General features: G+C 28.0%; 14 protein-coding genes. 4 read left to right on the top strand and 10 right to left on the bottom strand.

The window, feature by feature from the left end; translation table 11 throughout:
- On the bottom strand, window positions 1-975 hold a 975-nt coding region (locus tag IC213_RS19825; RefSeq protein WP_227863539.1), incomplete at its 3' end, for a hypothetical protein.
- Window positions 969-1,484, bottom strand: coding sequence for a hypothetical protein (locus tag IC213_RS19820; RefSeq protein ID WP_227853459.1), 516 nt, complete (start codon window positions 1,482-1,484; stop codon window positions 969-971). The genes IC213_RS19825 and IC213_RS19820, both read right to left, overlap by 7 nt.
- A 616-nt stretch (window positions 1,485-2,100) precedes the next feature.
- Between IC213_RS19820 and IC213_RS21105 the strand changes: the two genes are divergently transcribed.
- Window positions 2,101-2,235, top strand: a complete 135-nt coding sequence (locus tag IC213_RS21105) for a hypothetical protein (protein ID WP_255613072.1) — start codon at window positions 2,101-2,103, stop codon at window positions 2,233-2,235.
- A 114-nt stretch (window positions 2,236-2,349) separates the two neighbouring features.
- Here the strand turns inward: IC213_RS21105 and IC213_RS19815 are convergent, their stop codons facing one another.
- The 3 genes from IC213_RS19815 to dcm form a co-directional block, all read right to left on the bottom strand.
- Window positions 2,350-2,943, bottom strand: coding sequence for a recombinase family protein (locus tag IC213_RS19815; protein ID WP_227853460.1), 594 nt, complete (start codon window positions 2,941-2,943; stop codon window positions 2,350-2,352).
- Window positions 2,944-3,067: 124 nt separating this feature from the next.
- On the bottom strand, window positions 3,068-3,457 hold the full coding sequence (locus IC213_RS19810) for a hypothetical protein (RefSeq protein ID WP_227853461.1): 390 nt from the start codon (window positions 3,455-3,457) through the stop codon (window positions 3,068-3,070).
- Window positions 3,458-3,648: 191 nt separating this feature from the next.
- Complete coding sequence (dcm, locus tag IC213_RS19805; RefSeq protein WP_227853462.1) at window positions 3,649-4,734, bottom strand: DNA (cytosine-5-)-methyltransferase; 1,086 nt, start codon at window positions 4,732-4,734, stop codon at window positions 3,649-3,651.
- Between the two features lie 198 nt (window positions 4,735-4,932).
- Between dcm and IC213_RS19800 the strand changes: the two genes are divergently transcribed.
- Window positions 4,933-5,742, top strand: coding sequence for a hypothetical protein (locus IC213_RS19800; RefSeq protein WP_227853463.1), 810 nt, complete (start codon window positions 4,933-4,935; stop codon window positions 5,740-5,742).
- Window positions 5,735-6,124, top strand: a complete 390-nt coding sequence (locus tag IC213_RS19795) for a hypothetical protein (RefSeq protein ID WP_227853464.1) — start codon at window positions 5,735-5,737, stop codon at window positions 6,122-6,124. The genes IC213_RS19800 and IC213_RS19795 overlap by 8 nt, the downstream gene beginning before the upstream one ends.
- Window positions 6,125-6,163: 39 nt before the next feature.
- On the opposite strand, the gene IC213_RS19790 is transcribed toward IC213_RS19795, so the two are convergent.
- A complete protein-coding gene (locus IC213_RS19790) occupies window positions 6,164-6,919 on the bottom strand; it encodes an AAA family ATPase (protein ID WP_227853465.1) in 756 nt (251 codons plus the stop codon).
- A 254-nt stretch (window positions 6,920-7,173) separates the two neighbouring features.
- Window positions 7,174-8,913, bottom strand: a complete 1,740-nt coding sequence (locus IC213_RS19785) for a helix-turn-helix domain-containing protein (protein WP_227853466.1) — start codon at window positions 8,911-8,913, stop codon at window positions 7,174-7,176.
- A 354-nt stretch (window positions 8,914-9,267) separates the two neighbouring features.
- On the opposite strand from IC213_RS19785, the gene IC213_RS19780 reads away from it, so the two are divergent.
- Entirely contained in the window at window positions 9,268-9,573 is a 306-nt protein-coding gene (locus IC213_RS19780; RefSeq protein ID WP_227853467.1) for a hypothetical protein, read from the top strand.
- Window positions 9,574-9,629: 56 nt separating this feature from the next.
- Here IC213_RS19780 and IC213_RS19775 read toward each other — a convergent pair whose 3' ends face one another.
- The 3 genes from IC213_RS19775 to IC213_RS19765 all read right to left on the bottom strand — a co-directional run bounded on the left by IC213_RS19775 (window position 9,630) and on the right by IC213_RS19765 (window position 14,643).
- Window positions 9,630-12,710 carry a hypothetical protein gene (locus tag IC213_RS19775; RefSeq protein WP_227853468.1) on the bottom strand — a complete coding sequence of 1,027 codons (3,081 nt, stop codon included), beginning with the start codon at window positions 12,708-12,710 and terminating at the stop codon, window positions 9,630-9,632.
- Between the two features lie 106 nt (window positions 12,711-12,816).
- A complete protein-coding gene (locus IC213_RS19770; RefSeq protein WP_227853469.1) occupies window positions 12,817-14,151 on the bottom strand; it encodes a cell wall-binding repeat-containing protein in 1,335 nt (444 codons plus the stop codon).
- A gap of 15 nt (window positions 14,152-14,166) precedes the next feature.
- Window positions 14,167-14,643 (bottom strand): hypothetical protein, encoded by a 477-nt coding sequence (locus IC213_RS19765; RefSeq protein ID WP_227853470.1) that lies wholly within the window; start codon window positions 14,641-14,643, stop codon window positions 14,167-14,169.
- Window positions 14,644-14,863 lie beyond the last annotated feature (220 nt).

Below are 14,863 nucleotides of genomic sequence, written 5' to 3'. Positions count from 1 at the left end.
TTTTTCTGGGTTTATACCATTTTTTAGTAAAATATTCTCTTTTACATTTATACTTTTTATTTGTTTAGACTTAAAATCTACACTCTTTTTTAATATGTTATTCTTAATTTCTGTTGCATTTTTTTTTGAATATGTATATATACATAACCTAATATTTAAGCTATAATTTCTGTTAAAATATTTTAAAAACATAAAATATATGTAGCATATGTTATTTATTATTTTTGTAGTATTTTTAGTGTTGTACATATCTAAAAAGCCAACTTCTATTTTTAAATTTGAACCTTTTATATTAATTTTTTCTAAAAAAAAGTTCCTGCATAACATGTTATTAAAATTAAAATAATAGCAATTTCCCATCATTTTTATGCTTTTTTGGCGTCTTTTTAGCAATTCTACATCTGTTACTGTTGTCTTTTTATCTTTTTTAAACCTATTTTCCATAATAATTTTTTTCGCTGTGCTTATTCTTAAATCCTCTTCGAAATCCTTCTCCAATACATTTTTATATTTGTTGTAAAGTATTTTATAAATTTCTTCTTCCTCTTTTTTTAATATTGTGTTATCTTTTGTGTTTAACATATCTAACACATAATTTAAATTTATATCCTGCAAATCCTCTATTTTTTTTAATATATATTCTGTTTTAAAAACACCCTTTATAATTTTTTCTTGTGTTAATTTAATGCTTTGCACATTCCTACTTTTTATATTTTCTAATTTGGAAACTGGGTATTTAGTTAAATAGATTAACTTTCTATTTGTGTTTAAAAATTGTTTTTTACTTAAAATATTTTGTTGTGCAAGTTCTGCTATAGCAATATCTGCATCTATTTCTCTATACTTTGTTAGTTTTAAACACAACTGTGTTAATTGTTGTTTTAAAACAATTTTGTTACATAAATAATAAATTATATCTATTATTTCTTTATGCTTTTTAAAAGTATTTTCTTTTTGTTTTGGAATTTTTAACATTTAACCATCTCCCCTTCTGCTTTTAATAAGGTTATTGTATTTTCTTTTGCTTGTATTTCTTCCATCCCATAGTTATTTGTTATAACTTCGTATGCAATTTCTACTCCATTTTCTGTTGTGTAAACCATATCTGGAGCGGATAATTGTTTGTTATCCCACATCTCTGCCCACCTATCTGCTTCTTTTAAATCCTGTTCTTTTAATTTTTCTATTTCTTCCACCATCCTGTATCTTATTTCTGTTTCTGTTTTAACACTATCTTGTTCTTTTTGTGTTAATGTACAATATTTATCTGCAATTTTTAAATCATGCCTTGGACTTTGTGCCGAATATGGTTTTATGTTAAATTCTCTCTCTACAAGTTTTCTACCCTCTGTAGTTAATTTATAGGCCACTCCATTTTTTTCTCCTTTTTGGATAAAAGGAACTTTTTCTAATAATTTATCTCTTCCATAATTTTTTAGTCTTGTTTTTGTTATGTTAAAATTTTTAAAATGTTGTTCTTGCATATGTCCTACTCTTCCGAGTGCCTTAAAAGCATCTACGTCTCTGCTATAAAAATTTGTATATTTATAATTTTTAATAAAAAATCTACCTCCAGTTTTTTTTGTTTTTAAAAGAAAAATATTCCTGTCAGGAATATTTTTGCCTTTAGCAAACCATTAGTTTGCTATAAGGTACCCCCAAAAAGGGGCGACCGAATTTCGTCCTGATCGGGTCGGGCTTGCCCAAACTCCCTTGGGAGTTTCCCGTGCTAAGGCGAAACACCACCCAACATCCATTTCGCAAGCCCGATAGGAGCGTAGGGGGAATGGAGTATGTTGGGTAGGTGGGGAGCCCCTTTCCTCGCGTCCACCATCTCTGTATGTTTTTACAGCATATGCATCAGTGGTGTATATGGGTGAATAGCGTAGCTATTTACCTCTATATTTTGTTATATAAAATGTGTAAAAATTTTATAACTTTATAGCTTATTAAGCCATAAAAAAAGTACAAAAACTATAGTTTTTGTACTCGCAAAATTATAGTTTACGCAAGTAAAATCTATAATTTTATATACATATTTAAAGGTTTTATTTTTTTAAAGTTACTTAAAAGGAAAAGAATTTTAGAGGGGGGATTTAAATGCATCTATTTAGGTTTTTATACTACACATTGTGTAGTCCAGAAGTTTGGGGATTTTGTATAATTGCATTTGCATTATACAAAGTTTTTGCAAAAACAAAGTTTGTACAAACATTAAAAAAACAACTTAAATAAGTTGTTTTTTTAATTCTTAGAAAAAACTACAATAATATCTGCATACCTTATATATATAAAAATCGTAGAAACTACAATAGAATTTGCATACTTTTATATACAAAAACTACAATACTACATATTTTCCGACACATTTTTATTTTTATTTGCCATCCTTTTTGCTCTTTGCAACGTACTTTTGCTAATGCCAGTTAATTTTTCCACTTGTGTGTAGGAATTATTTTCTAACAAGTCCAGTGCATGTTCTATTTGCATTTTAGAATATTTCTTTGGCCTACCTTCTTTAAAATTTGGATTTTGTTTTGCAATTTCTTTCCCAGCACAAGTTCTTTCTAAAATTAGATTTTTTTCCATTTCTGCAACTGCCAATAAAGTTGTTATAAAAAATTTTCCAAGTGTAGTATTTTCTAATAATCCAATGTTTAAAACATGTACAGAAATACCTTTGTCGAACAAATTTTGTATAAGATTAAAACCTTCTGTTGCATTTCTTGCCAGTCTGTCCAATTTTGTTACTACTATTTTGTCCCCCTCTTTCATCCTGTTTATTAAGTCTTTTAAAATTGGTCTCTCTGCGGTACTGCCTGTATGTTGTTCTTTAGATATTTTTGCGTCATTGTAATGTTTTTTAATTTCTTGTTCTTGTTGATCTAAACTATTATTAGAAAGTTGCATTCTGCTGCTTACTCTACAATAACCGTATATCATTAAAATATATGCCTCCTTTTTTGACTATGAGTTTTGACCATTCTATATAGGTTTATTTTACTACACAACAAAAACATAGTCAAAACCGTCAAGTTTTGACTACGTTATGAAATTCCTAAATTTCCTATAATCCAAACTTTTCTTCAATTTCAATAATATCTTTTTTTATTTTTTGTAAACTTTTAAACTCCCCTTCTGTTAAATTAAATGGATTTATTTTACTAACTTCTGCATTAATTTCTAAAATTGCTTTACTAAAAATACTTTTTACTATCTGTTCTATATCTACATCATTTATATGCAGGCAATTTTTCTTATAAATTCCTCTTTCAGTCCTTATTATTACGTTATTTTTAACGAGTTTATTAATAACACCACTTACTTTTCCATCTGTATATTTCTCTTTTAATAGTTCTTTACATTCTTTCTTTACTGTTTCATAATCGACTTCACTCTCATCAGTAAAAATTTTATCCAATAATAATTTTTCGATTTTTCTTGAATCATTTAACATTTTTTATCCTCCTTTATATTAAATAGTATATTCATTGTATTTATAATATCATATATATGCATATATTACAATATAATTTAAAGTATGCATATATTGCATTTTTACCATAATCTATATAAGAAAGATTCAATAAAAATAAAAAAAGTATAGGCTTGAAGTCAAATACATAAACTTCAAGCCTATACTTTTATTTAGTTAACAGTTTCAATTGCATTTATCATATTTGAAACAATTCTTTCTACTACTGTTACAGTTACACAATTCCCTGCCTGCTTATATTTTTGACTATCTGGGTATACTTTTTCTTTTCCTTTATCATCAAAAAATTTATCTGGAAACTTATACTCTTCTAAATTAAAACCTTGAAAAAGAAGACATTCTTCTGGCGTTAATTTTCTTATATCATAGTTGTCCCTTACTAATGGAACATTATGCCCACCTGTTCCCATATTCGCAGTAAGTGTTGGACACACATTATTTCTATTTTCCCTAATATACATTCCTCTTCTAATTTGATATAAAGTATCTTGTCTTGTCATTTCTACAACTAAATCTTGATAATACTTTGTTTTGTTATAATAATATTTATCATTTTTTTTCTCATTTAAATTTATAATATCTCCTATATTTCTATTTAATTCTATAGCTTCTGGAAAAGAAAAATTCTCCGCTATATCTTCATTTAAAAACCCAACAATAAATATACGTTCTCTATTCTGTGGTACATTCCCATGTGTCATAGAATTTAATACTTCTGACTTAATCGTATATCCAAGATTTTTCAAATGCTGCTCTATTATTTTAAAGGTTCTTCCATTATCATGCGTTTTTAGATTCTTAACATTTTCTAATAAAAATGCTTGTGGTCTTTTAGCTTTAAGCACTTTTTCTATTTCAAAAAACATATTCCCTCGTTCATCTTCAAATCCCTTCCGTTCTCCCGCAATTGAGAATGCCTGACAAGGAAAACCACCATTTAATATATCTATATCTGGTATTTCCTTATCTATTCTTTTTAATAAATCCTCTTCACTTTCTATTCTTTTTATTTTTATTAATTTTCTTCTCTCTTTTATTTTCTTATTTATTTTTTTTGCATGTGTTATGTCACGTATATCACCTTCGATTAAGTATTTAGCCCCATTAAAATTATGTCTATATGTATAACATGCATACTTATCTATTTCATTTGCCCATACAATTTCACAATCATTTCTTTTAAAACCTAAACATATCCCACCTATTCCAGCAAACATACTTCCTACTTTATATGGCATTTTCTTATATCACTCCTAACTAATTATATCTTAATAATATTATCACAACTTAAATACAAATTTACTTATATTTTTTTATTAAATATATTTTATATTTGTCAATGAATTTAATTTCATTTTTTATTTAATGCAACACATGTATTATACCATTATAAGCTACATTAAAACAATTTAAATTTATTAGGAGGATTTTATAAAATGATTTTAACACCTTTAAAAAATGAAGAATTATTAGACCTATTTGATCCAACATCTTTGAGAGTCTTAGATTTTTGCATGAAAAAGACCTTAATTGCACAACCTGAAAGACTGATAAACCAAGCTCCATTACCAATACAAGTTCCAAAAGAACATATAGAACAGTGGGTAGCTCAAGCTATAGGTGCAGTTCCTGTTGGGGCAGGTTCTTATCCGGTGGACTTGATAAAAGAAAATGAATTTGGAGCGGATATAAAAATGCTTTCTTGCAAAATAAATGCATCTGGACAGTTAAGCGATACAACTTCTGGAGAAACTTCCCTTGCGCAAAAATTTACAAGTGCAGGAGTAAATTTAGATATTGCTTTTGCGAATAAAGAGTATGATAAAATCGTACAAGATTGGAGTAATATATTAGAGTTAAAATTAAGTAGAGTTAAAGTTGAACAAAACATCAATAAGATATATTACATATTTATTCTAAGAGCTGCATCTAAATTTTATCTATGTGCTACCAAAGTAGACTTAGATTTAATTAACACAATGTCCGCAGATAAAGATAATTCTACATCTACTTCTGTATTTGTAAATAATTTGATCGATGATAATTTTGGAAATGCTAAAATCTATAAATCTAAAAAAAGATTAGAATTAAGATTAAAACCTAAGTATTGGGTGGAAAACAATTATGTTATAACATTTGATTTTAACAATTATGTTTCTCCAATGATAAATTTAAGAGATTTAGTCCAAAATCAAAATCTTATCGAATATATGAATAGATTCATTGGAGATGTTTTTAATGAATAAAAATAACTTTGAAATTAATTTTAACAAAAATATTTCTAACATAATTAGAAACAAAATTGACGAACTAAATAACTACAAAGTTATCTTGAGAGAAATAATTCCTAAAATAGATATTAAAGAAAAAGAGAATGAATTAAAACTTACAGATTCTAAACTATTGGAAGAAATTAAAAATCTTTTTGATGAAGATTGCATAACGGATAGGACTTTTAAAAATATAAAAGATGGTTCTACATCAAGCAGTGCATTTAATGTATTTATAATTATTTATGTTTTAAATGATTTATCCGATGAAATAAATAAAAAATACATTTCTTATGGAAAAAATAGTGCTATAAAATTGATTGATATAGAAGAACTAATGATTCCTTTAAAAGCCTAAAACAAAAGACATGTAAGAGATCTCTTGCATGTCTTTTGTTTATATTATAAATTCTGTACCTTTTGCAGAGCTTGTCCAATGCCTTCTGGCCACATCAAAAAAATTAAATTCTTCTTCTGGAATTTGTATTCCTATATGTTTATTAACATTTGTAACAGTATCTTCCACATAAAAATATTTGTTGTAATTTTTAGTTAATAAATCTTCTATTGTAAAATTTGTAGTTCCTGCTATATTATTTAAAATTTTATCTCCCATAGCTATAACTTTATATATATTATTATTGTCTTGTAAAAAATGGAAAATAGAATTTACCAAATTTGCAAGGTAGGGATTTATCCCTGCTGGATAATTGTAATTATCTATAAGCACTACGGTTTTTAACCCTGTATTTACATAAATTTGTTTTAAAATAAACTCTAATAAAAATGGTATTGGTAACGCTTTTAAATCTTTGTTATATTTATTTGGTTTTATATTATATTTAGTTACATACATATGTAACATGCTATAAAAATCTTCTTCCTTTTTTATAGTTTTAAAGTCTAACCAAAGTGCATTAAACTTTCCTTGTAGCTTTAAAAATTCTTCTGTTTTGCTTATTTTTAAGTTTCTAAAAAGTTCTTTGTTCTCTGTTGCATTTTCTATAGTGTAGAAATAGTAAGCCATACTTAAATTTACTGTTTTACCCCATCTTGGTGGGTAGACAAGAACTGTGTACTTATTTAAGTACTGTAGAAGTAATGTTGCATCTTTGTATTCTTTAAGTTCAATAAGGTTTCTAAAACGCTGCATCTAAGTCAAGCTCCTTTCTTTTTATTTTATAATACTACAATTATATATAATGTATCAGCTTTTTACCCATAGTACTATAAAGCCCCCTCTCCCTCCGCTCCCCCCCTGTCATTATTATTAGTGTGAATAGCTGTCGGTTAATCTTTTAAAACGGCTTAATATCAACGTTTTATGGCCTCCCTTTAATATGTGAATAGCTGTCGGTTAATTTATTTTTTAATAACAAAAATATAGGAGCAAATGCTCCTATATTTCTAATAATTTAAATTATATATACAATGTGTAATATTATCTTTTTCTATTGTTTTTTTAGTTATATATTTTTTTCTAACTAAGCTGTCAGTCATTTTTGATACTGCACTATGATCCTTTTTCCCAATTTTTTTTGCCAGATATTTTTGACTTGCCCAACAATCTTTATTATTACTACCCACCATAAAGCATAAATAGGTATATAACTTTATTTCTCCATCTGTTAAATTTGTTAGACTTAATGCCACAACAGAATTTTCCAACATTGTAAAACCAGCAATACTACTAAAGTATGGATTAATATAAAATATATACTTTTCTTTAATTCTTCTATTACTTTTTCTTTTGCATATATACCCCAGAGCCACTAAATCTTTTATATTACGTTCTATTGTTCTTTCTGTTACATTTGCATAAATTTGTATATCTTGTTTTGTAAATTCTTTTATTCCATTAACTTGCTCTGCAAGTTTAAGTGCTAAGTATATCTTTGCAGCACCATCTCTTATTACATCGAAATCCTCAAATAAGCTGTTTGGAATAAGTATTTTATTTTGTCTTGTAAATTTATTAAATTCTAAGTATCCATAAGCTTTTCTTAACTCTTCTGTGTATTTTCCATACTTACTTTTAAATCCATATTTATATATCCTGTCAATTTCATGCTCCAGAAAATTTTTATTTAGGTTTGGAGTACATAAACTCCCCCATATATTTAATATACTTTTTATAGTTTGTATGTTAAGTCCCAAACTATTCCTAAAAAAAGGTATTATAAATAACATTACTTTATTTCTTAAACCACTTTGTGCACCTTGTAGCATTTTTTGTACAGGTTCTGGCAATTTAGAAATATTAAGGTATTCCCCATACAAAGTCGTTAGGTTTTCTATTTTAATATTTTTAATTTCTTTTATTTTATTAATTTCTACTTTCTTTTCTTCTACTGTTATTGGTTCTGTTTTTAAAGAATTAATTTCTTCTGCTGTAAATTTTTCTGCTTGCTCTATTACACTTGGTAATGTATTTAAGGCTTTAAATACATACACTAAATTATATCTTTTATCCGTCCAACTTATATCTGTTGTAGGTAGAATTCCTTCTCCAAAATGTTTACTTTTTACATCTAAACTTTTGCAATTAAAAGAATATGGCATACGCATTACACGTGCACTATCTACTATTGCTGTATCTACTTTAAATCCTTTACTTAACATTAATTTTGTAAATTTGTTTAATATATCTTTATCCCAAACTTTTTCCTTTAATGGAATTATGCTTTGGAATCCATGTCCCGTAAATATATCTACTGTTTCTATTCCTATATCTATTAATTTTTTCTTTTCTTCTTTAAATTCTACATCTGTTATATTATCAAAATCTGCAACAAGAACACTTGTGTAAAGACTGTTACTATTATTTATTTTACCTTTTTGTTTGCCGTTTGTATTATTATAATTAAATGCAAAAACAGAATAATATAAACAATAACCTTGTCCGTTTAACAAGTTTAAAAAGTCTTTTAAACTGCTAATGTCCTTTTCTTCCAGTCTCCAGGTATTATAACTTTTTATATACTTTGCATCCTTATCCCTTTTTATAGGTCTTAATTCTACGGCTCCATCTTGGTAGTTGTCTTCTGTAAGCCAAGGATATATTATTCTTAAAAATCTTAGTTGTTTTTCTAATTGTTTTTTAATTTGTGCATCTGTAAAACTTGGAACTGTTGTAAATTTTTCCATTATTCCTCCTAAATTTTAGTTTAGGTAGGAACACCCCTATTTACTTTTAATATACATTAAACTAATTTTATGTTTATTTTTTCAAAAAAGATGATATAATAAAAGTAACTTAAAAATTTAGAGAACGCTTCTCCATTTGGGTTGTTGGGGCGTTTCTACCGTCAAAGAAGATGCTACCAACATCTTCTTTTTTATTTATATTAATTATATATGTTTTACCAAAAAACAACAACAAAATAGAGGTACTACCCCGCAAAAAATTATAAATTTTAAAGAAAAATACTATATTATATTAAACTTTTTTATGTTTATTTTTTTTAAATAGAATTTTTTAATAGGGATGGTGTTTTTTTAATGGATTTTAATTATGTTGTTTTTGCAAAAGTAGGTAATAAGGTTATAAGATCTAACAGGTTAGAGCAAATAGAATTTAACTTTCTTCAAAATTTTTTAGATTTTTTTAATGATGATAATTTTAATAGGGAAGAAGTTGTATTTAATTTAAAAGAATTTAAAAAGATAGAAAAAGATTTTTTTAACGATTGTAAGGAAATATTAAAATGTATCGGAAATTTAAAGGAAATTAAAAATTTATACGATTTTTTTAATAAGATAAAAAAATTAAATCCCAAAGATAAAATTATTTTTTATTGGGAATAGGAAAATAGGAAAAAGGGATGTATAAAGAGTACATACCCTTTTTTTTATTGTCTTTCTTACTGCACTATGTGGTCGTTTACATCATCAAACATACTGCCTCTAATCTCAAATTCAAGATTCTTTTCATCGCACAGCTTCTCTTTAGATTTAGTGCTTCCAACCCCTGTAAGCTCTGGAGTCCAAACATCTAAGCTATAGAATCCGTCTTTTGTATTAGTCCCAGTGTAAATTTTAATAGGTTCTTCCACTCCATTTTTAGATTTTTTCTGCATTGTATATCTTAAAACTGTCTTATCTGCATTTGTACTTACAACTGTTACATCAAAAACTTTTTGGCTTCCATAAATTCCTGTTGCAGATAAAGTCTTCCCATCTGCTGTTTTTACATATATATCTTTATAAATGTTTGGTGCCATATTTTGGTTAGTTACACTTAAACCTTTACTTGTACTTGTATTTCTTGTATCCCAAGCCTTTGGTTGCCCTGTTAGTGCATTAGTATCATATTCTACTGTTATGTCCAGCTCGTACCCATATCCAGCTTTAATTTTTGCTTTTTTTCTATCTGCTACTTTAGTTAAATCTACCCAACCATAACCTTTATCTGTTGTATACTTACTCTTAAATTTAACAGATTTTATATTATATTCCTCATAGTAATTTTCGTTTTTTGTCTGGCTTGTTCCATTTGTATATCTGTAAAAATCATATTCTCTACTTGCATCAAATTTTTTGTATTTTATATATTTTCCATTATAATTTAATGTTTTATGTGCTACATTCCAATTATTTTCTGTATTAAAAATGCTACAACCACCACTTGCAACTGGATTTATTGGAGGCAATTGTGTAGAGTAATTACTTCCTTTATTGTTTGCTTGTGTATTAAGGTCATTTTCCCAAAAATGTTTGTCTGCATTTGCATATACATTTACATTTAATTTCTTGCTACCACTTGTTATTGCAGTAATAGGTACTTTTATTTCTCTCGTTATGTCTTTGTTACTTCCTTTTTTCACATGGTCCGTAAACTGTAAAATTTGTCCATTTGGAAGTGTTATATGTGTTTTAATATCTGTTTCGAAAATTGGTGTTTGGCTTGGTGCTATTACATCAACATCATATTTCACTCCAAGTGTTATAAAGCTATCTTGGATAGGTCTTTCTTTGTCGTTAAACACTTTTACGTTGCTCACTTTTACATCATAATCGTAGAGCCACTTTTTCTGTGCTGTGTTATTACCTTTATTTAAATCCACTTCAACTGGAGCATTTACAGCAATTGTAGCTTCTGCACGTGGTACTTCCCACACAAAATATGGTGTTTCAAAATTCCAACTCTCTCCTTTATCTACTCCATAAAGATTTAAAGTTTTACTATTTTTATATAGTTCACTACCGCCTTGTGGTAGGTATCTTTTTGCAGTCCAGTTAAATTTAAATGCTTTTTTAACTCTGTATCTTGTTGTGTTACCTTCGCTGTCAGTTTTTGTTTTCCAGAATTCTTTGGAAGGCCCATGATAATCTACTATATATCTTATCTTATATTCTTCCCCAGGCTTCATGTAAAGGGCTTCTTTTCCATTTTTATCTATCATTTTTATATTGTTTACTTTTAAATCCCCAGGTTGTTCTTCTTCCTTGCCTTCTACACCTGCAACCACATGTCCCCAGTCGTTTGTTAGGTCTTTATTGTCTGTTTTATTATATACATCCCCTATGTATCCAGTAACTCTAAAAGCGGTTTTTGTATCTGCAGGTACTGTTACTTCTTTTGTTAATGTAACTGTTTTACCTGCTTCTATAAATCCACCACCACTTAAAGTACCTTTAGTACTATTGCTTGGATATTTTTGTGTATAATCATTTTTTGTAGCATTATTATCCGTTGCCGTACCAACATCTATAGTATTAGGCATTGTTTTTGTAGCAACATCTCCATTATTTTTTATAGTATATTCTACCTTATATTTTTCTCCTGGTGTTACTGTTCCATGCCCTGTGTAACTTATGTTATTGTCCCTGTCTCTCTTAAAAATTTTTAAAATTGCTCCATTTTTGTCTATTAATTTTATGTTGTTTATAGACACATCCCTTACGTCTTTAGAATCTAAGGGTGCAACTATAGTGTACGCATTTAAGCTACTTTTCCCTTTAAATGTTTTATCATTCCAGTTTTTTGTTTTTACTGTATAAACCCTAAAAATAGGAGTCTCTTTTGTTGGATCTGTTAAAAGGCTAAGGCTGTCCATCCACACATCTGCACTTATATTGCCATTATTTACTTTTTTACTTTGTTTGTTGTTATTATCCACTTGCAAAATTGTTCCATTTCTAAAACGTGGATCCTTTTTAAGTAACCTTTCAATAGCCTGTTTTTTAGCCATTTTATACTGCTCCCCATTATACTCATTCCATCCTCCAAATTTTTTGCATCCTTCACCTTGCCACAATATCCCAAAATCTGACATATGTGTTTCTGTCCCAGAGCCATCACAAGAAAAATATGGGTTTGTTATAACCTCTCCACGCAAGTTATATCCTAAATATCGCCATTCTCCATCTTTGTCAAATCTGGCATCGTAGTTGTTTGTAACGTTATCATTCGCCGACATTTGATATTTTTTACGTCCTTGATAGTTAGGTTCTACATTCACCTTGCTAAAATTTGTTTGGCTACCATTCCAATTTAAGTTCCAGTATCTATTTCTATAGCCAGAAGTCAAAGTCGAATCCATTTTCGTGTAAAAATTTTCTTTTGTGCCGTCTGCAGATGGAGATTTATAAACTTTTCCATCTTTATCTGTGTATTGTTCGTAGTACAGCATTTTATATCCATAACCGCCTTTTAACACACTTCTAACTTCTCCACCATCTTTTACATAGGTTCTTCCACCTCCACCTACATATGCTCCATCCACATCTCCAAAAAGCGGGTTTTTGGACATTATCTGGTTTTTATGGAAAGTACCACTTTGTGGTCTTCCATTTGCATCTACAGTCTTCATATCCCAAGTAATTCTACTGTTTTTTATTACAGTATCTTCTTCGCCATTCCAGGCGAAAGATTCTATGCTAAATGCTGTTAGTAACCCTAAAAGGGCCAAAACAGGTAAAGCTATCTTTTTTATATTCATTGTTTTAAATTTACCTCCTTTTTAGTTTTTTTATTATAGATAATTTTTTAAAATTTATAACTTTTTACATAAAAAAAGATACTTAAAATAAGTATCTTTTCTGCATTTAGTTATTATATATATCTACATAGTATCCCATATCCCCTATCTTTACTTCTACTTTTTTCCCGTCCAATTGCAGAATTTGGTCTTCAAATTTTCCTTTAAGAATATTATATAACTCCCCCCCCTTTGTTGGCAAAATTAACTTTAAACATTCTTTCACAGATGCAGAAAACTCTGGAGAATCTCCCAATAGGCCAATATAAATTCCAGTATCTTCTGCATTAATTATACCCATCTGTATGTTTCCAGTACCCTCTTTATTTTTTTGCATATATACATATGTTGTTTCGCCTTCAAGTTGCCATCCAAGTTCTGGTAGCTTATTTCTAAACTCTGCATTTGTAATAGCTCCAGGGACTTCTTCTCCCTTCAATATATTTAAAATTTCTCTAAAAACATTTTCATTTCCTCCATCGCCGACTTGTGTAACTTTACTAAATTCATGTTTTTTTATAAAATTTTTCTGGCTTGTACTTAATGTTTTGTCTGCTAAAAGCACTGGAGAATCTTCTTTTGCTCCTACAGGCCCTACAGAAAGTGCATCTATTAGGTCTCCCTCTCCAACCATTCCGTTTTTTGCAACAAAAACATTATTTAATGCCTTATCTGAATAAAAATAATCCATTACTTTTGCATTAGTATCTGTTCTGTCTGCTCCAGCAAATCTAATTACATTTTTTAATTTATTTACCACATTTTTAGAAACAGAACTTTCTCCACCTACTACGTAAGTTTTATTAAAAGTTTTTGCATAATCTTCTATATTTTTATTTAGATTATCTTTATCTGCAAATAAAATTGCAGTGTTACTTTTTGCTGGAGATGCTATACTTACTGCATCTGCAAGACCTTTATATCCATTTACAACTGCAACAGAATCTACATTTTCTAACTCTTTTGCTATTTTTAAACTTGTATCTATTCTATCTGTTCCACCAATTCTTTTTACATTTATATTTAAATTATTAAGTTCTTTTTCTACATTTGCACTTATTGTATTTGTACTACCAATTATATAAATGTTTTTAACACCTAATCTTATTATTTCTTTTTTTGTTTTAGTATTTAATCTATCTTTTTCTGTTAAAAGTACAGGTGCATTTTTTGCTGTTGCCAAAGGCGCAGAACATAAAGCATCTGCAATTGTATTACTATTTATTAAAACGGCATTTTCTGCATTTTGCCATTTATAACTACTTATTTTTAAACTTGTATCTATTCTATCTTCCCCTGCAAGTTTTACTTCTTCTATTTTTGTGTCTGCAAATCCAATCCCTGTATTTGCAAGTGCTATAACCCCTGTTGTTGCTATTATCCCTAATTTTTTTACTCCCATTTTTTACATCCCCCTTTATTTTTTATTTATAAAATCCATTAATGCTGTTGCAACAGCATCACGCTGGTTTAATTTATTTTTTTTGCAATGTTTACTAAACATGTCCATAATATTTTTGTAACTCCTAAAACTACGTGTTGTTACCTCTCCTGTAAATTCTGTTGTAGTTTCTGTTTTATTTTTATAATTATTAATAATTTCTTTTAAAATTATTACTTCTTCTTCTGTAAATTGCTGTGTTTGTTTATTTTTAACAGTTGTATTATTTTTTTGTGTTATCTTTTTAGTTTGCGTTGTGTTATCTTTTTTAATATCTTCTTTTTTAACAAATTGTTTAATGCTTTTATCTAAAAAATATCCGTTACGGTTTAATTTTCCTCTTAAGGTATCTTTGCCGAAACCTAAGTCTTTTTCTATCTTAGTTACACTTTCTTTGCCCGAAAGCCTTGTATTTGTTATATTTAACAATTCTTCTATATTATCCTTGTCCATTTATACACCACCTTTTTGTGTTTGTTTTATAACACAATTATAACATATTTATATGTATTTTGCTATATCTAAAGAGGTTATACCTATTTTTATTTTTTCTGGGTTTATACCATTTTTTAGTAAAATATTCTCTTTTACATTTATACTTTTTATTTGTTTAGACTTAAAATCTACACTCTTTTTTAATATGTTATTCTTAATTTCTGTTGCATTTTTTTTT

The organism is Clostridioides sp. ES-S-0049-02, from assembly GCF_020658465.1.
GTDB lineage: Bacteria > Bacillota > Clostridia > Peptostreptococcales > Peptostreptococcaceae > Clostridioides.
This window is presented reverse-complemented; position numbering and strand designations above follow the sequence as displayed.